Annotated in this window: 17 protein-coding genes; 9 read left to right on the forward strand and 8 right to left on the reverse strand. The window is 43.6% G+C overall.

Annotated features, from left to right (window positions below):
* Positions 1-40 precede the first annotated feature (40 nt).
* From C511_RS16470 to C511_RS17865, 6 genes are all read left to right on the forward strand, one after another.
* Positions 41-2890: a DUF6443 domain-containing protein gene (locus tag C511_RS16470; RefSeq protein WP_161625901.1), complete on the forward strand. Its 2850-nt coding sequence runs from the start codon at positions 41-43 to the stop codon at positions 2888-2890.
* A complete protein-coding gene (locus C511_RS0107890) occupies positions 2887-3258 on the forward strand; it encodes a hypothetical protein (protein WP_024996741.1) in 372 nt (123 codons plus the stop codon). Before C511_RS16470 ends, C511_RS0107890 begins: the two co-directional genes overlap by 4 nt.
* Before the next feature lie 140 nt (positions 3259-3398).
* Complete coding sequence (locus C511_RS0107895; protein WP_024996740.1) at positions 3399-3854, forward strand: hypothetical protein; 456 nt, start codon at positions 3399-3401, stop codon at positions 3852-3854.
* A 250-nt stretch (positions 3855-4104) separates the two neighbouring features.
* Positions 4105-4188: a polymorphic toxin type 50 domain-containing protein gene (locus C511_RS18550; protein ID WP_148297731.1), complete on the forward strand. Its 84-nt coding sequence runs from the start codon at positions 4105-4107 to the stop codon at positions 4186-4188.
* A gap of 5 nt (positions 4189-4193) precedes the next feature.
* Complete coding sequence (locus C511_RS0107900; RefSeq protein ID WP_024996739.1) at positions 4194-4481, forward strand: hypothetical protein; 288 nt, start codon at positions 4194-4196, stop codon at positions 4479-4481.
* Between the two features lie 66 nt (positions 4482-4547).
* Complete coding sequence (locus tag C511_RS17865) at positions 4548-4760, forward strand: hypothetical protein (protein ID WP_024996738.1); 213 nt, start codon at positions 4548-4550, stop codon at positions 4758-4760.
* 137 nt (positions 4761-4897) lie between these two features.
* On the opposite strand, the gene C511_RS0107910 is transcribed toward C511_RS17865, so the two are convergent.
* From C511_RS0107910 to prmA, 3 genes are all read right to left on the reverse strand, one after another.
* Positions 4898-6988 (reverse strand): BT4734/BF3469 family protein, encoded by a 2091-nt coding sequence (locus C511_RS0107910; protein ID WP_027318011.1) that lies wholly within the window; start codon positions 6986-6988, stop codon positions 4898-4900.
* Positions 6985-7380, reverse strand: a complete 396-nt coding sequence (locus tag C511_RS0107915; RefSeq protein WP_024996737.1) for an HU family DNA-binding protein — start codon at positions 7378-7380, stop codon at positions 6985-6987. The genes C511_RS0107910 and C511_RS0107915 overlap by 4 nt, the downstream gene beginning before the upstream one ends.
* 370 nt (positions 7381-7750) lie before the next feature.
* Positions 7751-8596, reverse strand: coding sequence for a 50S ribosomal protein L11 methyltransferase (prmA, locus tag C511_RS0107920; protein ID WP_024996736.1), 846 nt, complete (start codon positions 8594-8596; stop codon positions 7751-7753).
* A gap of 141 nt (positions 8597-8737) precedes the next feature.
* On the opposite strand from prmA, the gene C511_RS0107925 reads away from it, so the two are divergent.
* From C511_RS0107925 to C511_RS0107940, 3 genes are all read left to right on the forward strand, one after another.
* A complete protein-coding gene (locus C511_RS0107925) occupies positions 8738-10084 on the forward strand; it encodes a hypothetical protein (RefSeq protein WP_024996735.1) in 1347 nt (448 codons plus the stop codon).
* A 60-nt stretch (positions 10085-10144) separates the two neighbouring features.
* A complete protein-coding gene (locus C511_RS0107930; RefSeq protein ID WP_024996734.1) occupies positions 10145-11728 on the forward strand; it encodes an OmpP1/FadL family transporter in 1584 nt (527 codons plus the stop codon).
* 182 nt (positions 11729-11910) lie between these two features.
* Positions 11911-12522, forward strand: coding sequence for an RNA polymerase sigma factor (locus C511_RS0107940; protein ID WP_027318012.1), 612 nt, complete (start codon positions 11911-11913; stop codon positions 12520-12522).
* On the opposite strand, the gene C511_RS0107945 is transcribed toward C511_RS0107940, so the two are convergent.
* The 5 genes from C511_RS0107945 to C511_RS0107965 form a co-directional block, all read right to left on the reverse strand.
* Complete coding sequence (locus tag C511_RS0107945; RefSeq protein ID WP_027318013.1) at positions 12470-14500, reverse strand: glycoside hydrolase family 65 protein; 2031 nt, start codon at positions 14498-14500, stop codon at positions 12470-12472. The genes C511_RS0107940 and C511_RS0107945 overlap by 53 nt on opposite strands.
* A 3-nt stretch (positions 14501-14503) precedes the next feature.
* Entirely contained in the window at positions 14504-16204 is a 1701-nt protein-coding gene (locus C511_RS0107950) for an alpha-amylase family glycosyl hydrolase (RefSeq protein ID WP_024996733.1), read from the reverse strand.
* A 133-nt stretch (positions 16205-16337) separates the two neighbouring features.
* A complete protein-coding gene (locus tag C511_RS0107955; RefSeq protein ID WP_024996732.1) occupies positions 16338-17900 on the reverse strand; it encodes a RagB/SusD family nutrient uptake outer membrane protein in 1563 nt (520 codons plus the stop codon).
* A 16-nt stretch (positions 17901-17916) separates the two neighbouring features.
* Complete coding sequence (locus C511_RS0107960) at positions 17917-21219, reverse strand: TonB-dependent receptor (protein WP_081698285.1); 3303 nt, start codon at positions 21217-21219, stop codon at positions 17917-17919.
* A gap of 117 nt (positions 21220-21336) precedes the next feature.
* Positions 21337-22416 carry a FecR family protein gene (locus tag C511_RS0107965; RefSeq protein ID WP_027318015.1) on the reverse strand — a complete coding sequence of 360 codons (1080 nt, stop codon included), beginning with the start codon at positions 22414-22416 and terminating at the stop codon, positions 21337-21339.

Consider the following 22416-nt stretch of genomic DNA (forward strand, 5'->3'; position numbering starts at 1 on the left):
ATACTATATTGGTATTTATTGTTTTTTTATGATGTCAATTATGAAAATTAAATTATGTTTAATGTTTTGGGTTATTTCTTGTTCGATTGAATTTAGCAATGCTCAATCCTTAACTGAGAACTACATCCTAACTCGCACGTACACCAATGATACCGGCACTTTGTATCTGGATCAGATAGCTTATTATGACGGTTTGGGTCGTCCAGTCCAAACAGTTCAGAAAGGTTTTAGCCCATCGGGTGCCGACTTGGCAGACTATCAGGAATACGATGAAGTGGGCCGTGAGTCCAAAAAATGGCTTCCTGCTTCCGTATCCGGTAATGACGGTTCTTATGTCCCTTTGAATACGTTAATGCCCCATGCCTCCGGCAGTTATCCAGGAGAGACCAAACCTTATGCCCTTCCTGTTTATGAATCCTCACCCTTGAACCGTGTTCTGGAGCAATACGGTCCGGGCCAGGCATGGCAAAACAACTCCCGAAGTGCCAAAACTGCTTATCTTACAAATATATCCGGTAATGACACGCTGAACTGCATTTACTATAAATCCACAACTGCTTCTGCAGACACCCTTGTAACCATCGTAAATGGCGGGAACTACGAAACGGCACAACTTTATGTCCTTCGTACTACAGACGAAGACGGCAACCCCTCTTTTGAGTTCAAAGATAAACTGGGTAAGGTTGTACTTACTCGTCAGATACTACGCAGCAGTGGTACCAAAGTGATGTATGACACCTACTATATTTACGATGATTTTGGAAATCTGTCCGCCGTCCTTCCTCCTTTGGCATCCGATGGAATGAAAAGCGGCACTTCATGGAGCAACTCTTCCTCCTCTGTCCTTAGAAACTATGCTTATCTGTATCTTTACGACAGTCGTAACCGCTGCAAAGCCAAGCGGCTTCCGGGTTGTGACTGGATTTACTACGTGTATGATACCGGTGACCGCTTGATCTTTGCCCAAGATGGTGAACAACGTGCCAGAGGAGAATGGAGCTTTACGATTCCCGATGTTTTTGGTCGCGTAAGCGTTTCCGGTACCTGTAAAAACACCCTGAACGCTCTATCCGCCACCTCACCTTTAAATGGTATTGTGGTGAAAGCCACCCGTGATAATCTAACAGGTACCTATAAAGGGTATGCCTTATCGGGTATTACCCTTGTAAGCCCCACTGTGCTGAACGTCAGCTACTATGATGACTATGCTTTTATGGGTACCAACGGCATACCGGCTTCTACGGATGCAAACTTCAAATACGATGCAGAAACAGGTTACCACACCCGTTATACGGCAAGTGCCAAAACCTTTCTGACAGGCACCCTGACAGCCAGGCTGGAAGGCAGTTCCACTCCCTCTTATCTTTGCAGTGTAATGTACTACGATAACCGCGGACGTGTGATTCAAACCAAATCACAGAACCACCTGTCGGGCGGTATCGAAAAAGAATACGTTGCTTATAACTTCACGGGACAACCCACCGGAAGGAAGCACGTGCATTCCGCTACAGGCAAGGCAACCCAAACGGAACTTTATACGTATGCCTACGATCATGCGGGAAGATTGACAACGGTCAAACATAAACTCAATACGGACAGTATAGTAACACTGGCAGAAAATACCTACGACGAACTGGGACGTCTTAAAACGAACAAAAAGAATAAGCAATCCGCTCTGACCAGTTCGTATGCCTATAACATCCGTTCCTGGATGAAGTCCGTTGCTTCCCCTCTTTTTAGTCAGACTCTTTACTATAATGATACTTATGCGGGCAATACCCCTCGTTATAACGGTAACATCTCTGCCATGAGCTGGAGTGTTTCGGGAGAGAACAAAACAAGAGGTTACAACTTTACGTATGACAATCTTTCTCGTCTTACCGGAGCGGGGTATCTGGAAAACGGCAATGCCAATGATCGTTTCAATACCTCTTACGCTTATGACAAGCACGGTAACATGACCTTGCTCAGTCGCAGAGGTAATACGGGTACCACTACGTACGGCCTGATCGACAACCTGAGTATGACTTATGCCGGCAATCAACTGGTGAAGACAGAAGACACAGGTTCCGGTGTGACTCTCTCTCAATCGACGGATTTTAAGAACAATGCCAACCTTGCAACAGAATACCTTTACGATAAAAATGGCAACCTGATAAAAGATTATAATAAAAGTATAAGCGAAATCTCATATAATGTATTAAATTTGCCGCAGACGCTTAAGATTTCTTCTGCCACGAATACATACACGTATGCAGCCGACGGACGGAAATTGAAAACGGTGCTCGGTGGTAGTAAAACAACTGATTACTGTGGCAATGTGATCTATGAAAACGGCTTATTGAAACGCATTCTGGTTGATGGAGGTTATATAGAAAACGGCACATACTATTTCTATCTAACGGATCATTTGGGTAATAATCGTGTGATTGCCAGCTCTAGTGGCAGTATTGTTCAGAGTAATCATTATTATCCGTTCGGGATGTCTTTTGCTGAGGGCTCCGCTACCAGCCAGCAACCTTACAAGTACAACGGTAAGGAACTGGATACGGAGAGAGGACTTAATCTTTATGATTATTCGGCTAGATTGATGGATCCTGCATTGGGACGGTTTAGTACGGTGGACCCGATGGCGGAGAAGTATTACTCTTGGTCTCCTTATGTGTATGTTGGAAATGATCCTGTCAATTTGATTGATCCCGATGGAATGGATTGGTATCAAAGTAATGAGGATGAAAACCGATACATATGGCGGGAAGGTCATAAAGATATCGAAGGCTATAAAAATGTGGGCTCTTCCATGTCAATTCAAACAGGTAAAGATTCTTATTTGAATTTTTATCAAAATGCGAAGTTAAATCTAATAAAGCCGTTAATGCTTTTGATTTGATTGCTTCCAGTGGCAAGTTGCAAAACAGTCTATTAGGTGATAACAGTCCGCTGTCAGAAAGTTCTAAATCTGAACTGTTCAATGGCTTGATAAACCGAGAAAGGAGTGAAATTGAGCGTCCGATAGGGCAAACTCTTGTGGGCATTGCAGCCGGAGCACTCGCAGGACCGTTAGCAGAAAGAGTATTGGCCTTTTCAGGGTCATGGTTGAAAGCTCTTTTGAAAGGGGCTGCTAAGGAAGCCAACATTTTAAAACCTTTAGGATTAGGTTCTACTGGTAGAGTCACAGCTAAAAATCTCACAGAACAATTAGCAATGGAAGAAATTATGTCCAATCCTACACTTGGCAAAACAATAATGAAGGTATGAAAGATAGTCGTTGGTTGGGTTGGAATAAGATGCAATACACGCATACTGCATTGGATGGAACTAAAACTACCATACATTACGTGGGGAAGTTTAAAAATGGTATTTGAAAAGCTGTTGATGATTTTGAATTCAAATAACTTATGAAAGTACGTTGCGTATACAATACAGGGGAAGCTTTAAGGGCGTATGAAAACAGCCCACTAAAAAAGAATGAATTTGGGCGATTTGGTAGCTCTGAGAATAGTCAGTTTAATGAAATAACAATTGGGAAAGAATACTTGGTAATGGGGATAATAGTTTTTGAAACTTACCAAGCCTATCTAATAGATGACCAAGGATTTATTTCTGCCTGTCCTTGTCAATTATTTGAAGTGGTTGATGGTGAAATAAATACTAATTGGTTTTTTAGAATCATAGATAAAGATGAAGATATTTACCCCTTTGTACAAGCAATTTTTGGTTATCCTGAATTATGTTTTAATAAAAAATCTTATGAGAATCTTATTGTGGAAAAAGATGAAGAATCTCAAAGAATTTATTTTAGGTGCAAGATAGAGCAGGAAAAAGAATTAGCAAAATATAACAGAGGCATTTAAGGATTGAGGCTTTTGTTTGTTGTTCTCCTTGTATGTGTTGAGTTTTATAGACTATACTTTTTAAAGAGAATATTGGCAAAATTCACCAAATAATTCAAAGATACTTGAATGGCTTCTGTTAATCACGTCCCCCTTTCAATGGACAATCATTTTTTTTCATTTGAGAACGACTATAAAGTCTATATCTAAAGCAGGAGATAATATAGTGAGGGTTGATTTTGGCGAAGTAATAGGAGAATGTGTTGACTAGATAACAGGTAAGGCTGTGCCAACCACTAAAGTGATTATACATATGGGAAAAGACGGTGCACATATTGTTCCCACAAAACCTTAAATATTATGGAAAGAAAAGACATTCTATTATCAGCACAAAGAGCTATGCTTGGCGCAGTAACGACCAATATGCAAGCTATTGCAATTGGCTATAAAAAAATGCCTGTCATCTTAAGAGTTTATTTTAAGACACAGCCAACAGAGGATGAATGTGAATTGGTAAAAGAAATTACAACTGAGATCGTTGCAGATTTTAATGAGAAAGAGATAACATACATAAAAGAAGAAATTTTTGTAGCTCAAAAACTTGAATGTTTAGACGATTGGCTTTATTTGCAGCATGTAAATATCTAATCAGGAGCATACAAAGTGGTTAATGGTTAAATTGTTTCTCAATAAAGTAACATAAAAAAATAAGATATGAAAAAGTGGAATCCTTTATTAATATTGTTTTTATTATTTATTTTTTATTGGGTTATTTTGTTTATTGTAGCAATTACAGTTGATTCTCAACATGCTGGTGGAGAACAATACTTCCTGACTATATTTTCAAAGGGAATTGATTTGTCTCCAATAATTGGAACGATTCTGTTGGGAGTTATATGTTTAATATATAAAAGAATGGACTATTAGACATAAATTATTATCAATAATTCTGTTAATATTCCTATTGGTAGCATCTACGTTCTTATTGTTCTTTAATCATTCGTAAAATAAATAGTTCTATAGCATAAACGCCCGGCAATGTCGGGCGTTTATGCGTATATGCATTACCTCTTAATTTCCACCACCTTATAAACTGTTCCCTGACGTAACCTGCGGTTACTGAAATGGTTTTTCAATGATCGCCCCAGTTTCATGGCTGTTGTGGTGCTACACCTGAAGCCTGAATGCTTGCGTTGAATGCGTTCCAGCATTTCACTGCAGGTGAGTTCCTCAAACAACTCCGTATTGACCGGTACACGAAAGTAGCTGTAAATGGTTTCTTCTTCGGGTAACATCCGCTGAAATTTTTGATTGCAACGGGTGATGTATGCTTCTTCTTTCGGTGTAAACCAGTAAGGCTTCTTGCAGCGCAACTCCTCAATGGCTTGGGCATATACCTGTTTGTAGTCGATGGCACTGCTGTAATCAATTCGCCCTTCTACTTCAATGCAGATAAAACGGCGACTTCCTGTTGGGTCAGTCAGCAGGTCGAAATTGTTGCTCGTGGCAATGAATGTGGCATAACGCGGCATGCGCTCTGTGCTTCCGGCGTATGGCAAGCGTGTTTGTATGACTGTTTTTTGCAATACATGCTTCAGGAAACCTTGATACGAAGCGCTGATGGAGTCGAATTCATCCATGTTGATCAGGGCAAAGCGACTCAAAGCCTGTTCTGCCTGACTGCGTTTGCTGAAATCAATGCTGTCCGTGTAGTATTCGCGAAGCTCGGGAGGTAGCAGGTTGAGACAGAAAGTTGACTTGCCACACCCCTGATCACCCACCAGCAAAGGAAGTACGCTGTTTGCATGCTGCTTACTGAGCTGTTGCCACCCGGCAACCATCCCCAGAAACCAGGTGTGAAACAGTGCCGGCCACTTGGGGTTATCACATTTTATGCGCCGAGCCAATTCCCCGATACGATCTTTACCGTCCCACGTGCCGGTGGAGTACAGAAAATCTTCTATGGGATTATAAGCCGGCACACGGTCGGATTCCAGATAACGTTTAATATCCACATCCCACGAGGGCAAGCCTTCGCTGATGGCATTCATGCAAATGGAGTTCATTGCCTGCTTGTTTACGCTGCGAAAGTCGAAGTAAAACGACATGACTTCCCTGTATTCTACCTGATTTTTCAGTACGTTGCGTCGTAACTGATACCGTCGTTGCATAAACTCTTCCATTTGTATAATCAGTGCGGTTCCCGAAGGAATGCAGGGATTGTTGCCGAACAGGTTTGCTCTATTCTCCATGGAATAGACGTTGCGGAAACTGGTGCGAAGCACGTTTAAATGTGGTCTGATGCGACTGTATAAAATGGACCAGCGAATGGCGTCTTCTTCCGGAATGCCTGACCGGAAACAGTTTTCGGCCAGTTTGATGCAAAACGGAACCATGTCGCCCTCCCAGTCAATGTGGTTAATCTCCCGCAATGCATTCTCCATTGACGTGCTGTAAAGTAACGCAATGGCGTTGCTGCGTTCCAGCCCGGGCAACAATCGTTGCAGCGGGTTGGACTGCATGTCTCTTTTTTCCTGATAGGTCGTCTCTACGGGCATGTTCATGGGCTGACTGATGCGAATGGGCACGGCTTCGGGGTTGTAATACAGGTTGGGGTCATAGCTCATGTGGCAGCAATGATCCAACGTGGGTTTCTTCAGCATGATTTCACGCCGAAGTTGAGGCTGATACCATTGCACGGCATCCCTATACGCTTTGGCATGAAAAAACTCGGCCAAACGGTGTTCTTGCGGCAGTCCCCCTTCGGGTAGGGTAAAGGGTACTACTATTTTCACTGTTTTGTTACTCGAACCAATGAAGGCAACCAATGTTTGCGGCAATCTTGCGACATCATTTCTTACCTGTGTGGCTTCCTTGTGGTTGGCCAGGTTGTTAACTTCCAGCAGCACACAGCCGTTGTACTGCACCATTTTCTGCTGTCCGTCGCGCTGATGGAATACACCTCCGAAGGCATACAACGGAATTTTCTGTGCGTACACGGTTTTTGCGTTGGGTGAAGCGTAGGCCAGCATCTCTCGCAAAGTAGATACGGGGCGTGCTTTGATTTCCGTTTTCATGGCTTCGAGGGCAGCAATCAGCTCTAGCGTGCGTTGAGTCTGGGTTTTGCCGTCTTTTCTGTATAAGGTTATTTTCATTTTTGAGGCGCTCTTTTGGTTCGTATGAATTTGATTTTGCCCATAAACACTTTCATGTATTTATCGGCTTTGAAACAAATACGCTTCGCCTTTACTTTTGATGGAGTGCATTCTTTCGCGGTGCTGAACCCTTCACTGCTGGCCGAAACCGAGAATAAGCCAATGCCTTTGAGATACACGGTGTGACCTTTGGATAAGAACTCTTGCATGACTTCGCCCAATGCAATAACGGAAGCCTCTACATCGGCATGCGTAAGACTACACCTCTCGCTAATTACTTCGGCCATTTGTGACACACCAATTTGCCCCGAAGTTACGGGAATTCCGTGGTAACGAATTTCTTCCTCAGAACCACTTTTGTTCACTTTCTTTCTAACTACGTATGAATACATAAGCTTTTTACTTTAAGATTAATTACTGGTTAATAAAAAGCATATAGACCCGGGTGTACATACCTTATACACCCGGGTCTATAGCCCTTGTACATGGGGGTGTATGTGTGTTGTACACCCGGATGTACACACTGTTTTTCATTCTTCAAATATACGAAATATAACGAGGAAAGTCAAGTGTTTACGGTTTTATTTTACCGTTTACCTGTCATTTATTTTATTAAAAAAAGTTGGTGATACTTGGTGATACTTGGTGAGGCTTTTTTTTAGCGAAGTGTCACACACAATTATCTGATAATCAATTTGTTACAAGGTTGGTGATACTTGGTGATACTTTATTTCATACTTTTTATGAGGCGAAACGACTCAATCAGGGGCGGACAAACTTCACCGCCGTCCAGTTGTTTTGCGATTTACTGTGCGTAAAACGCAATCCTAGGCTTTCTGCTTTCTCTCTGATCAAGGGAACATCTTCTGCATAAAAGCCGCTCATATAAAGCTCTGCCTGTGGTTTCATGCAGGCTACGTAGGCAGCCATATCATGCAACAGAATGTTTCGGTTGATGTTGGCTATCACTACATCAAAGGGACCTTTTCTGTTCAGCGTTGCCGCATCGCCCAGTTCCACCTCAATGTTGTTGATGTGGTTCAGCGCTATGTTTTCAATGGAGTTATTCACACACCATGAATCAATGTCAACAGCCAGCAGCGCATCGGCTCCCCGCATGGAAGCAAGTATGGCCAGAATGGATGTTCCGCAGCCCATGTCGAGAACTGTTTTGCCTTTTAAATCGGCATCGAGCAACTCACTGATTATCAAACTGGTGGTTTCGTGATGTCCCGTTCCGAAAGCCATTTGCGGGTTAATCACAATGTCATATTCTGCCTGTGGAACATCTTGGTGAAATGTGCTGTGAATCACGCAGCGGTTACCGATAACAATGGGTTGAAAGAAATTCTTTTCCCACTCCTCGTTCCAGTCTTTGTCTTCGGCTTCGCTCCACGTATAACCAATGGACACGTTTTCGATGGGAAAATCTTCGAGGGAGGCTTTCAGTAACTCTTCCCGGTACAGCTCTTGTTGAATATATGCCGTGATTCCACTTTCGGAGTCAACAAAACTTTCAAATCCGACTTCGCCCAGCGTGGCAGCCAATACATCGTTTACCGCTTCTGAGCATGGCTCTGTTTTAAAAATAAATTCCAGATACTTCATATTCATGTTATTATTTACGCAAAGATAAATTCATTTAGGGAAATCCCTATGATGAATTGGGGAAAATCTTCCTTTTAAGTAATAACACGCGCGTATCTTTGTAACGTGATAGTAGAATTAATAACTATAAAACCCGAGATTATGAAAAAGATTGTTTTAAGTATGCTGTTTGCCTTGTGCCTTCCATTGGCTATGATGGCACAAAGCTCTAATGATGATCTTTACTACGTTCCTTCTAAAGACAGTGAAAAAACGACTGTCAGGGAAAAAGCTCCGGAGGCAAAGAAAGAGGTGAAGAAAGAAGTCAACACCAACGTATATGTTGCACCCGGTTCAAAAGTAGTAATACAGGATCGCAAGGGAAATACCCGCGATGTTGATGAATACAATCGTCGATATAGTTCGAAGGAAAATGATTTCGTTCTGCAGAATGATACATTGTACGTGAAGGAAAAAGAAGAACCCGAACTGGATGGTGAATGGGTGAACGGCTTTACCGGATCAGAAGATGATTACGAATATGCAGAGAGAATTATCCGTTTCCGTAATCCGCGTTTCGCCATACACATAAGCAGTCCGCTGTATTGGGACATTGTATACGGAGTTAATTCGTGGGATTGGAACGTGTACACCGATGGTTTCTACGCATACGCATTCCCAACCTATACAAACCGTTTGTGGTGGGATTGGCGCTTTAACTCCTTCGGCTACGGATGGGGTAGCTGGAATTATCCTTATTATTATTCAAGCTGGTATCCCGGTTGGAATAGTTGGTTTGGTTTCTCCTTTGGAGGTTCTTGGGGAGGCGGCTACCACGGTGGAGGCTATTGGGGACACCCGCATTATGGCGGCGGTAACTGGGCCTATAACAACAGAGACGTATATTACAATAATAGAAGATCAGCTTATGCGAATGACGGACGTAGTTCGGGCTCATCCAGAAGGTCTTCTTATGTATCCGACAGACAATCAACGAGTAGCAGAACCAGTACCTATCAGTCGGGCAACTCATCGAGAAGGGTAGTGGGTACCAGAGAAGTTGGTTCCAGAGTGGTTGGCGAAAGACCGAATGTAAGTAGCCGCACCGATGCTTCTTCATCACGCCGCACCACATATACGCGTCCCAGCAGCACCCGAAGCAGTATCTCTTACGAGAGTGTGGGCTCAGATAGCAGAAACACCACTGGCTCACGCCGTTCTTCGGTAAGCACCGGAAGCTCTGAGAGAAGTAATTCTACGTATAGCAGAAGTAACTCAACTTACAGCCGGGGTAGTTCATCAGAACCACGTTCATATTCTTCGGGCGAAAGCAGAAGAAGTTATAATCCGGGTAGCTCTTCCTCTTCTTCTTCCAGAAGTTATAATTCGGGAAGCAGCAGTTCATCTCGCTCAAGCGGTGGAAGTTATTCGGGAGGCAGTTCTTCACGTTCCAGCGGCGGAAGCAGTTCTTCTTCTTCCAGCCGTAGCAGCGGAAGTAGCAGACGGTAATCCGGTAAGAATGAAACTTTCTAATTCATGCATATAACTTAATAGTTAAATACTACGATTATGAAAAAGGTAAAAATGATAATATTAGCAGCTCTGTCTGTGTCGGCTCTGACGGGCATACAGGCTCAAACCTTATATGATGCAAGCAGGCTTTTGGATAACGACCTGAACGGAACTGCCCGTTTTGTGGGTATGGGTGGAGCGATGGGAGCCCTTGGAGGCGACATTTCTACCATGGGGACTAACCCCGCAGGTATAGGTATTTACAGAAGTAACGATGCCATGATTTCGTTTGGCTTTAAAAGCCTCAATACGGAATCGAAGCTGGGCAGTAGCAAGAACGAAACGGATAAATTCCGTGGTTCATTTGATAATCTGGGATTTGTATTCTCAAATAAGATAGGTAATCGCACGGCCTTGAAATACGTAAACTTCGGTTTCAATTACCACAAAGCCAAATCTTTTGATAAGGATATGGTGATGGGGGGAAACTACAATGTTTCACAAACTCAGCAGATAGCCGGTTTAGTAAATGCAAACAGTGCTTACTATGGTGAATACTTATCACCGGAAGTATTATTAGACAAAAATGCATTTAATTTTGGCGATGTACCTTGGTTAGGTGCTCTGGCCTATGAATCTAATTTGATTGTTCCGGGCCAGAATCAGAAATACAATCCTTATCTGCTGAATGGTCATTCGGTTGATGGATATTACAGATCCAGAGAACGCGGACAGATTGCTGCTTATGATTTTAATGTTGCGCTTAATTGGTATGACCGAATTTATTTGGGTGCAACTTTAACAGCTTATAGTGTGGATTACTCAAAGAGTAGTATTTATCAGGAAACGTTCTTATCGAATAATCAGGATGATGGCAATTACGCATTACGTAATTATTACGATTTGGATGGTTCGGGCGTTGATTTTAAATTGGGTCTTATTGTGAGACCATTTGAACAGTCGCCTTTACGAATAGGACTAGCTGTACATACGCCTACTTTCTACAATTTGGAAGAGAGAAATTCATCGTATTTAGATTATGATACGTATAATGAAACTGAGGATAAGTTCTTGAAGGGTACTACTTACACGCAAAATCAATATGGTGATGAAATGGAAGGAAGTACCAAGTATAAACTTACCACACCGTGGAAATATAACTTTAGTTTAGGATACACCATTGGCCAATCAGTAGCGTTGGGTGCCGAATATGAGTACAGTGATTATTCGACTTCTAAACTTGAATATGATGATGGAGTAAACATGGACTATGAGAATTCTACCATCAAGCAATCGTTAAAAGGAGTGAGCACAGTACGTTTGGGTGCTGAAATTAAATTATCTCCCGAATTTAGTTCTAGAATTGGCTACAACCATATTAGTGCGCCGATTAAAACTACGGCCTTCAAAGAGCTTAGCGTAAATGCTATACGTACGGATACTGAATTCTCAAACAGTAAATCGAGAGATAATTACACGATTGGTTTCGGTTATCGGGGCTCTTCTTTTTATGCTGATTTAGCTTATCAATATAGTACGTACAAAGAAGATTTCTATGCGTTTGACAACGTTGATCTACCGGCTACTAAAATCACGAACTCAAACAGTCAGGTGTTAATGACACTGGGTGTGCGGTTCTAATATATTTAATGTCACAGTTTTCATAGCAATATAATTTTTTTTAGTGTCTAAACTCCGGAGGCGTAACAACCTTCGGAGTTTTTTTGCATGAATATAAACCAGCAGTTGGATGTTATTAAAATAATAACCATTTTTGTAATTGCAAAGGGCATTGTTGCAACAGTTTGCATTAAGAAAAAAGCATGAATAACCTGAATCGTGAATCATCCGCTTCTGATAGAGATCTTTGGCAAGCTTTTTTAGCCGGAGACAGAGAGGCTTTTGCCCGTTTGTTTCACCTGTATTCTGATGCCATGTATGCCTACGGCAAGAAGATTACTCCCGATGCCGAACTGGTCAAAGACACTATTCAGGATGTTTTTGTGAAGTTGTATCAAAACAGAGCGAACCTGAGTGAAACCGATTACGTGAAAGGGTATCTGTTTATGGCAATGAAAAGAACACTGCTGAATAAAATGTCAAACCGGATTATGTTGTCTATTGACAATGAAGAGGATGTACGCTTTGAAATTGATCTCATCACACAGCAATCTACAGCAGATGAGGAGGAATATAGTGAGGAAGACAGACAACGCCTAGCGCGTGCACTAAAGGAGCTTACTCCCCGGCAACGCGAGGCTGTCTATCTGTACTACATTCAGGAAGTGCCACTCAGTGAAATTCCTGATTTATTGGGCATGAACTATCAATCGGTACGCAACCTGCTGCATCGGGCAATGCTTAAGTTACGACAGTCTGTTTCTACTTCTGAATTAGGAATTTCTCTCGTTTTACTCCGATACCTTTCAGAGTGAGTTTCTTCCAATGAGACGGGAGGGTGCCGCGTTTTATTTGTTTCACGCCGCTGTCGGTGATTTCCAGACCGCCAAACCCCATCAGTACACTTTGTAATACGCCACCTGCTCCTGTTGCAAAATAGGGATTATCACCTCCTTTTGTCTCGGCAATCACCCTGAAAGGAGGGTTTAGATTAGGTAAGTAGGCATCTTGAAAGAAATGCCAGGCTTTATCGGCCTCGCCCAAACGGGCATAGAGCAATGAAAAAATGGCTTGGGTCATGGCAGGGGTGTTTTTCTCGGGCACTCTCACGGAATAGAATTCCAAATCTTTCTTGATCTGCTGCGGGTCGCGTATCAGGTTTAACGGATAGGGCAGCAGGTTAACATCTGCTTGCTTGATGCTTTCTCCGTTATACGTGCGATGTTCTTTGGTTACTCCATCGGCAAACTGATAGAAACTGAGCCGGGATGCCAATGTTTCCCAATCGGGATTTGCAGCTTGTTTGAGTATGCGCGCTGCTTGTGCTGCGGCTTGTAAGTTAACCTTAGCCACACCGTTGGTGAAGGCGTCATCGTCAACATTCTCTGCCCACTCATCGGCAGCTACTACATTCTTTATGTGAGCTTTTCCGTCGGCCTCGTATTCGGCGCGACTTAACCAGAAGTTGGCTGTTGCCTCCAATATGGAGAATCCTTTTTCGGCCAACCACTTTGTGTCTTGCGTAACACGGTAATAATTCCATGCTGCCAGTGCCACACAGCCTGAAATGTGATGTTCAAAGGTGCCGGCCAGGGCCCAGACGGGAGTCTCTTCAAATCCGCTGTCACTGCTTTCCCATGGATACATGGCGCCTTGGTATCCGTGTTCAAAAGCGTTCTTTTTGGCTGTCTCCAACCGGTTGTAACGGTAATCAATCAATGATTCGGCCAGTTTGGGTTGTAACATCAACAGAGCCGGGAACATCCAGGTGTCTGCATCCCAAAAAATGTGTCCGTTGTATCCTAAACCGGATAATCCCATGGGGGAGATGGAGAGGGCGGAGCCTTGGCGTACAAAGGAATAGAGGTGATAAATCATGCTGCGGATGTCTTGTTGTGATTGGGCATCGCCTTCTATTTCAATGTCGCTCTTCCACAATTCACTCCATTGTTGTTTGTGCATCTGAAGCAGACGGTCGCATCCTTCTAAACTGGCGAAGACGGTGAGTCGATCGGCTTCGTTGATCGGATCGGGGTGATGGGCGCTGGTGAGTGTTGACCCTACCACGCAAAAACGATATTTCTCTCCGCTCTTCAACGTTTTGCTAAATCTCATGTAGTGACTGTTGTTGTTGGGGGTGCTGTGAATAACACGGGGTTCTTCGCCGGCCTTTTCGGGAAACAGAAACGATGAGGATGCACAGATTTTCAGTTTGCCTGTGGGACTCATGGCTTGGGTCGACATCAGTTTAACGGAAGCATGCTTGCGGTTTATTTCGTTGTAATACATTTGTCCGTCACGAAATGCGTCCGGGGTTTCGTGTATGTTGGTTGCACTGATGGTAATATCGGCATGTGGGGTTATCTCTATTACCAGCAAGGCTGAATAGGGGAGTTGACGCAGCGCGAGAAAGGAGTAAGTCACTTCTGCCTTGTTGTCGAAACGAAAGGAGGAGCGGTGAATGGCTTCTTTCATGTCTAACTCTTGTGTGTAGGAGCTGATGTTTTCCATCCGGAGTGTTTGTCCGTCTATGCTGAGGGTTGCGTTGAGCATGTTGTAACCATTGAGGAAGTTACTAACTCTTCCCCGGCCGTATTTGTCATAACTGCCTGCCAATACTACCTGACTGGTGCGTAAAGGTTCGGGTGACGATACAATGCCCAGCATACCGTTGGCCACGGTAACTCCGTAATAGTTTTGTGGGTTGATGTGGTTAACTTTGATGCTCCACGGATCTTGTGCAGAGGCGTGCGCAGCAAGAAAGACGAATAAATAAATGATGTATCTTTTCATGGCTTAGTCTATTTTATATATACCGATTGATAGGGGTTGAACGTGAAGATGAAGGTTCTTGCCCCGCAACTTTACGATCTGCCCCTGGTGGCTGTTTTCATTGATAATTGGAGTGAGTTTGCTGAACGACCGATTGTATCTTCTCACGGTTTTAATTTCTTTGCCCGATGGGTTTATGCAGATCAATATGCGCTGGTTTCCTTTTCTTCTTTCGTAAACCAACGGGTAGTTGTTCTTCCCTTCTTGCCAAAACTTAATTTCGCTGCGACAGGCCAAAGCGGGGTATTCTTTGCGAAGTTTTAATAGCCGGCGGGTGTAGTTGAGAAGTGAATGCGGATCGTTCTCTTGTTGTGCTACGTTGGGACGGTTGGCTGACGAGTCAACCGGCAGGTAGAAATGTTCGGGCGATGCAGTCGAGAAACCGGCTCCGGCACTGGCATCCCATTGCATCGGGGTGCGTGAACCGGCTCTGTTTCCCTTTGACAAGAGGCTTCCTTCTTTGTTGGGCAACCCGTCTATGTACTTCATTCCGATTTCATCTCCATAATAGATAAGAGGTACGCCGGGCAATGTGAGGAAGAAGGTCATAGTTGTTTTTAACTGTTCCATGCTGTTTCGCCTACCGCTGTTGGGACGCTGAAAATCATGATTGGATGTAGGGATGCAGATGTGTCCTTTGTCACCAATTACCCGAATGCAATCGTTGAGGTAGCTGATAAACGGATCGGGGTTACCAACGCCTTTCAAATCGAAATAACACGTATCTCTGCGGTAGGTACCTACTTCGTTAAACATCATCTGGCTGTATCCGGTGTTACCGAAGCAGATAATAAAATCCATCATAAAACCTACCTGAATGGCTTTTTGGGGGTTGCTCCATTCGGCTAATAATATTCCTTCGGGATACAGACTTTGAAAATGGGTGCGTATTTCATGCCACAAATAGGTGGTGCCTACTAAATGAGGATCATTCTTGACCAACGATCCTGCCAAATCAACCCGAAAACCGTCACAACCCATCTGCATCCAGTAATCCATGATGTGTATCAGTTCTTGTCGGGTAGCGGTAGGTCCGGGAGCGGTAACGGGTTCTTCCCACGGATGGGAGGGGTTGGGTTCTCCGTATCCGTAATTGAATGCCGGCTGGCAATCAAAATAGTTTTTACGGTATGTGCCGTTGCGCTCAAACTTGCCCGAAACAAATCGGTCGGGCCGTACGGTGGAATCATTAGTCCATATATAACGGTCGGAATAGGGATTCGTTTGTTTTTGTTGGGAATATGTAAACCAGGGCGATTGATCGGAACTATGCCCTGCTACCAAATCGAGTACAACTTTCATTCCTCGTTCATGAGCTTCTTTAAAAAGCGTCCTCATATCATCGTTCGTACCGTAACGAGGAGCTACTCTGTAGAAATCAATAACGTCATAACCTGCGTCCATGAAAGCTGAATGGAAACAGGGATTTAGCCATACTGTATTGCAGCCTATCGACCGGATGTAATCCAAACGGTTGATGATACCTTGGATATCTCCTATACCGTCTCCGTTACTATCTTGAAAACTTTGCGGATATATCTGGTAAAAGGAGGCATGCTCTATCCATGCGGGCAAAACAAAATGTGTGTCTTGGGCATTGGTTTTATGTACGGAGAACAGACACAACAAGATGCCAAGAATGGTTGGAGAAAGTCTCTTCTTCATTGTTTTAGGGTTTGGTGAGTGAAAGATAAAAGCTACAAGCCGCTGCATCACAGTCAGCTATTGACAGGCACATGATGCAGCTTCTTGTAGCCGGAGATTTTTTACTTAATAAGGGTAGCTTATAAAAATAAGCTTATTGATATTGGTCGTTTTGTTTCAACTGCTCATTGGCTTCGAGAGCACTCAGAGGTATGGGCAATAAAATTTTGTATGGTTCCGACGCCGGCTTTTCATAACGGGCTTCGCAGTAACGGTTGAAACGAACCATGTCGTTGCGGCGTGACGGACCGTCCCAATAGAACTCATATCCGCGTTCATTGTATATCTTCTCGAGTGTAAGCTCTTCTTTTTTGTAGGTGCTCACGTGGCGTTTGTTTCTCAGTTCATTGATGTCAGTCAATGCACCGTCCACATCTCCCGAACGGAACTTCGCTTCTGCTCTCATCAGATATACATCTGCCAAGCGGTAGTACTGAAAATCATTTTCACTGTTGCTGCCATAGGTTGAAGTGGGGTCGGGTGCGTATTTTACTACACGTGCGCCTTGGGCTTCGGTTGAATTCTGTACACTGAATTCGGGCGTGAAGATGAGTTTGCTTCCGCTGCGCGTAAGCAATTCGCTGCCGTTTGCGGAGTATTGCTGACCAACGAGTATGCCGAGGTTAAACCCAATTTGACTTTTTAACCGGTTATCTTGATAACGAGGGTCGGTGGTGTCCCATGTAGCCAGGAAGGTGGGAGTGGTACAGCAACCGTTCCACATGCTGGTAAAGCTACCGAACTTCTGGTTATAGTGCAGGGTGATATTTAACCAGGGAATACCTTTCAATCCGATGGCATTGTTAAAGATAATAGGCAGAATGGTTTCTGTGGCATCAGATTCTTTCTGATTGTCGGCCAGATAGAGTTTCCAGAAGTCGGTAGACAGGGTATACTTTCCCGAACCGATGATGTCATCACAAAGATCAATGGTTTCTGTCCACTTTGATTGTCCGTCGGCAAAAGTAGGAGCCGTGCCGGTATACACCTGATAGTTGAGATATACTTTGGCCAGCAGCAGTTGGGCCGCAGCTTTGGTTATTCTGCCATAAGGTACCTCACCCTTTTCTTTCAACTGAGGAATGATGGTTTCCAGTTCCGTGATGATGCGGTTCAAGGCTTGTTCCCGTTCCAAGATAACAGGTAGTTTGGAATAGTCGGTCTCCGTATATTCACGCATGGGGAAATGGCCGAAACAATCCATCAGGTGGTACATGCACAATGCTCTGATGAAAAGAGTTTCATTCACATAGTTCTTTACCTCTTCGGTTTGTTCCAGTTTGGTGAGATACTGCAAAGCCACGTTGCACTTGGTGATTCCCAGCATAAAGCTGTTCCAAGTGTTTTTAATATACGTATTTTTGCTGTCGTATTCATGCGTGAACAGGGTACGGTAGTTGGAATTGTTCCAATCGGTTCCGCGGGTAGGAAACACCATTTCGTCCGTCAGACTTTCCAGTACGAGCCAAACGCCACTTCTGCTTTGTAAATCACGCAGGTAAGCGTAAGCAGGAGCAACAATGCTGCCGGCATTACTGGTATCGGATATAGTCTCTGACTCGTCTTGCTCATTTAAAACTTCTTCTTTCAAATCGGTACACGATGTAATGCTAAGAAGAGTAAGGGCTGTATATAGTATAATTGCTATTTTTTTCATGTCAGTAATATTTTTGTTAGAAGTCAATTGATACACCTAAGCTATAGCTGCGCGCCATGGGATAGTTGGTCCACCCGATGCCCAGTGCGGGAACGCCGTTACTGGTTCTGTTGGAGTTCACTTCGGGGTCATAACCCGAATATCCGGTGATGACAAACAAATTGTTTCCGGTAAGGGTGAAACGCAGGTTGCTGATGTATCTTTTGTTTTTCAATGGAACGGTATATCCTAATGTGGCGCTGCTTAACCGCAGGTACGAACCGTCTTCAATGTAACGACTTGAATAATCGAGCACATTGTTAAACGCTTCATTGGTTTGGGTGGCGTGCACCGTGGTGTTGCTACCTTTGGAAAACATACTCAGGTTGTCAATCACATTGGCTAGGTTGTTGTAAATGTCATTGCCTACCACACTGTTGAAGTAGAGACTGACATCGAAATTCTTCCAGGCAACGGAGGTGTTGAAGTTCAGAGAGAAGTCGGGTTGCGCATTGCCTATGCACTTCTCAACCACTTTGCCGTCGGCATCTTTTTCATAGATACTTTTCCCGTTTTCGTCGAATCCGAGGAAGTTATATCCCCAGAAGGTTCCAATAGGGTATCCGCTCTTGATGATTTGTGAAGAGAATCCGGTAATGCCCGGACCGCTGGGGTTACCTGTGGTAATGGACGACATGGGCAGGTTTTTCACTTTGTTCGTGATGCTTGAGAAATTGACTCCTGCATTCCAACGCCAGACTTTTGTATCAATGATTACTCCATTCAATCCAACTTCAAAACCATTATTGACAATTTTCATATCAGGCACGTTGCTCCACACTTGTGTGGTGGGTGCCGGAGAAATAGAATATACTTGCAAAAGCACATCCTTGGTTGTTTTCGAGAAGAAGTCGAACGTTCCACTCAAACGATTCTTCAAAATAGCGAAATCGAAACCGATGTTTATTTGTTCGGTACGTTCCCATTTCAAATCGGGGTTTGGAGTACGGGTTAGGGTAACTCCCTGAGTGACGGTTGTTCCTCCGTCGAGCACGGCACCATCGGTACTACCTAGTTTGATTTGAGATATCTTATTGGGAATTTCCTGATTACCGGTTATACCCCAGCTCAGACGAAGCTTTAAGTTATCAAATACGTTGAGGTTCTTGATAAATTGTTCCTCACTCATGCGCCATGCAAAGGCGGCCGACGGGAAGAAACCGTATTTATTGTTTTCTCCGAACTTAGTTGAACCGTCGACACGGAAGTTTGCAGTAAGCAGGTATTTGTCGAGCAGGTTGTAGTTCACACGACCGAAGAAAGATTGCAATTCGTTGACTGTTATGTTTGAAGTTCCGGTAATATCGGTGTTTTTTCCGAAAGATAAATCATACAGGTAGTCAATGTTATCGATGTCAAAACCTGTTTCCGAGAAGCCGTACCAATAGTTGCGGAACTTCTGGTAAGAGTGACCCGCCAATAAATTGAATTTATGTATGTCTTTTACCTTGAAATCATAAGTAAGATAATTCTCAATCAAGAAATTGCTTGCTTCAACGTTGTTGATGTTGGCCGTACCCTTGTCGCTCATATAGATAAGCTGTTTATCCTGGGTTACTTTTCTGCTGGCTTTAGTTTCGTCAAAAGCCACGTTCATTTTATACTTCAGCCCTTTCCAGAGATCAAGCGTACCGGTAACATTGGCCAAGATTCGGTCGGTTTCCGTGTTATCATTGGTCAGATCAATCATGGCAACCGGGTTTCGCACATCCTGACTCTTCTGATAGTAAGTTCCGTCTTCGTTGAAGATTGGGTAGGTAGGATTAACTTTCAGCGCGGTGAGCAACAAGTCGCCTTCGTAACCACCCGATTGTCCGAGCGGAGCCCGTTTATCTTTTGTACGTGTGGCCATCAGGCTCGCTTCAAACAACAACTTGTCGTTGAATGTTTTCTGACTTAAATAAAAGCGTCCGGTGTATTTCTTCATACCGCTTTTCTTGATGATACCTTCCTGATCCTGGAAGCTTAATGAAGCGCGATAGTTTCCTTTCTTGCCTCCTCCGCTTACTGCCAGGTTATGATTGTGCGATAAGGCTGTGCGGAATATCTCATCCTGCCAGTTGGTGCTTGCGCCACCATCATCAATGGTAATTCCTTTTTCACTGGCAAATGCCCGATACTGATCAGCCGAGAGAACTTCGTATTCATTGGGCAGTTCGGAAACACTGGCATAGGCTGAATAGGATACTTTCGCTTGTCCTTCGGAACCTTTCTTCGTAGTAATCATGATCACTCCATTGGCACCTCTGGCTCCGTAAATGGCTGTCGCAGATGCGTCTTTCAGGATGTCGATGGATTCAATATCATCCGGATTTAGAAAGTTCAACGGGTTTTTGCTTCCGGTACTTCCGATACCTGTGGTACTTGCACCCGATGGTTGCAAATCGTCTGATGCATCCAGCGGCACTCCGTCAACAACATACAGCGGGTCCTGCCCGGAACGGATTGAGTTAGAACCGCGTACGCGGATGGTTACGCCTCCACCGGGTTCGCCTCCGTTGTTTGTGATGTTAACACCAGCCACACGTCCCTGAATAAGTTGAGAGGGTGAGCTGACCAGTCCGGTATTAAAATCTTTAGCTTTTACGCCCGAAACAGAACCGGTCAGGTCGCTTTTCTTCATGGTACCATAACCTACCACCACAACTTCGTTCAGCAACTCGGCATCACTTTGCATCTCGACCTTCATTTGTGATTGGGCTTTCATTTCAAGTCTCTTGTATCCTACATACGAGAATACAAGGCTTTTGCCTGCCGGTACGTTCAACGAATATTTTCCGTCAATATCGGTTATTGTTCCGGAAGTTTCACCTTTTACTTGCACATTCACACCAATCAGGGCTTCACCATTTTCGTCGAGAACCGTTCCCGACGACAGCATCTTTGCGGAAGTTTTGCTGTCTTTCTGATTGGACCGAAATATGAGAATCTGTCTGTCGGAAATTTCATAACTCAACGAACTTCCTTTCAGCAATTGAGTCATTATTTCGTTGATGGAACCCGAAGTGATGTTAAGCGTAACGGGTTTATCGAGGTTTACACTCTCCGTATTGTATACAAACACGAACTTGCTTTGCTGCTCTATTAAAGTCAGCACTTCTTTGATGGGCTTGTTAGCCACTTTGATAATTATATCACCCGATTTTGTTACTTCGGTGGGATTGGAAGTTGCATATGCATTGGTCACATTTGCACTTAGGAAAAACAAAATATAACTTGCAACCATCAGTCTGTTACAAATAAATTTTGTATACTTGCAGAAATAATGTTTTTTGTTCATTATTGATAGATTTTGGTTATTAAAAACATTTAGAATCAAAGTCGGGGGCTGAGAAATATTCGCACTATTTCTTGGCCCTTCTGGTTTTTGGTGTGCTCACGTCATAGGCATATCTTTTTAAGGTTTCTCTTTCGTTATTTTAATTGTTCTCTGTTCTTTTGTGATAGTTACCTGCGCAATGCGACTGATATTTTCCAATACTTCGTTCAACGATACGCTGATATCTAATTTTCCGCTGATGTGTATACTCTCCATTTCTTTCCAATTATAGCTGAAAGCTATGCCGTAGTGTGCTTCTATGGTTTTCAGCACTTCGGCAAGCGACTGGCTATCCATTATCAGCAGGTTTTCTTTCCAGGCAATGGCGGGTAATACATTTACGTTCTCGGCTACATGTGCAGAGGCGGTTGTTTTATTATATATAAATTTTTGATTGGGCACCATGATAACCGATTCTCCTTGTTCCGGAGTTACTTGTACGGAACCCTTAACCAGCAAGACTGATTGTTCGCCGGAGTGGGGGTAGGCAACTACCAGAAACTCTGTTCCCAATACACTAATATCCATATAGTTTGTTTGGGTGATAAAGCGTTTGTGCTTATTTGGCGCAATCTGCATGTAGGCTTCTCCTTCCAGTTTTACCTCTCGTTTGTCTTTCTTGAAATGGAACGGAAAAATAAATTTGGATTGCTCTCTGAGTATAATCTTCGAGTTGTCCGCCAATACGATTTGTGCACGCTTGTTCTTGGGTACAGCAAGTTGCATGTACATTTCTTTATCCTGCGGAACGGATAGTTTAAACGAAGAATTACCGGCTGTTTTTATTTCAAGCTGATTGCTTGAGGGGAGGCAGTAAATTTCCACTTGTTCTCCCAATTCAATTTGCTGATCGCCGAAATACAATCGGGTATTTCTCAAGGTGTCGATGTCAACCAAAGCCGACAGGCGGTTGTATGGGATGTTTGTGAAAGAATTCTGGTATACCACAATGGAGACTGTTATCAAAACAAGAGTAATAGATGCTGCTACATACCAATTCCTGAGGTGAGCAACAGATCGCTTCTTCCCTGTAGTTCTGCGTTCGATGTCTGTCCACATCACACGCTTTTCTTCAGCACTGAGTCTGGGTTCTGCCTTTTTCAGTATGCGATAGGACGTTTCTGAAAAAAGGGGATTGTCTTTGGATTTGTTTTCCAT

The organism is Bacteroides graminisolvens DSM 19988 = JCM 15093, from assembly GCF_000428125.1.
Lineage (GTDB): Bacteria > Bacteroidota > Bacteroidia > Bacteroidales > Bacteroidaceae > Bacteroides > Bacteroides graminisolvens.

Coding starts and splice junctions, on each gene's coding strand:
- C511_RS16470 (WP_161625901.1), top strand. CDS start 41: ATGAAAATTAAATTATGTTTAATGTTTTGGGTTATTTCTTGTTCGATT.
- C511_RS0107895 (WP_024996740.1), top strand. CDS start 3,399: ATGAAAGTACGTTGCGTATACAATACAGGGGAAGCTTTAAGGGCGTAT.
- C511_RS0107900 (WP_024996739.1), top strand. CDS start 4,194: ATGGAAAGAAAAGACATTCTATTATCAGCACAAAGAGCTATGCTTGGC.
- C511_RS17865 (WP_024996738.1), top strand. CDS start 4,548: ATGAAAAAGTGGAATCCTTTATTAATATTGTTTTTATTATTTATTTTT.
- C511_RS0107910 (WP_027318011.1), bottom strand. CDS start 6,988: ATGAAAATAACCTTATACAGAAAAGACGGCAAAACCCAGACTCAACGC.
- C511_RS0107915 (WP_024996737.1), bottom strand. CDS start 7,380: ATGTATTCATACGTAGTTAGAAAGAAAGTGAACAAAAGTGGTTCTGAG.
- prmA (WP_024996736.1), bottom strand. CDS start 8,596: ATGAAGTATCTGGAATTTATTTTTAAAACAGAGCCATGCTCAGAAGCG.
- C511_RS0107925 (WP_024996735.1), top strand. CDS start 8,738: ATGAAAAAGATTGTTTTAAGTATGCTGTTTGCCTTGTGCCTTCCATTG.
- C511_RS0107930 (WP_024996734.1), top strand. CDS start 10,145: ATGAAAAAGGTAAAAATGATAATATTAGCAGCTCTGTCTGTGTCGGCT.
- C511_RS0107940 (WP_027318012.1), top strand. CDS start 11,911: ATGAATAACCTGAATCGTGAATCATCCGCTTCTGATAGAGATCTTTGG.
- C511_RS0107945 (WP_027318013.1), bottom strand. CDS start 14,500: ATGAAAAGATACATCATTTATTTATTCGTCTTTCTTGCTGCGCACGCC.
- C511_RS0107950 (WP_024996733.1), bottom strand. CDS start 16,204: ATGAAGAAGAGACTTTCTCCAACCATTCTTGGCATCTTGTTGTGTCTG.
- C511_RS0107955 (WP_024996732.1), bottom strand. CDS start 17,900: ATGAAAAAAATAGCAATTATACTATATACAGCCCTTACTCTTCTTAGC.
- C511_RS0107960 (WP_081698285.1), bottom strand. CDS start 21,219: ATGAACAAAAAACATTATTTCTGCAAGTATACAAAATTTATTTGTAAC.
- C511_RS0107965 (WP_027318015.1), bottom strand. CDS start 22,416: ATGGAAAACAAATCCAAAGACAATCCCCTTTTTTCAGAAACGTCCTAT.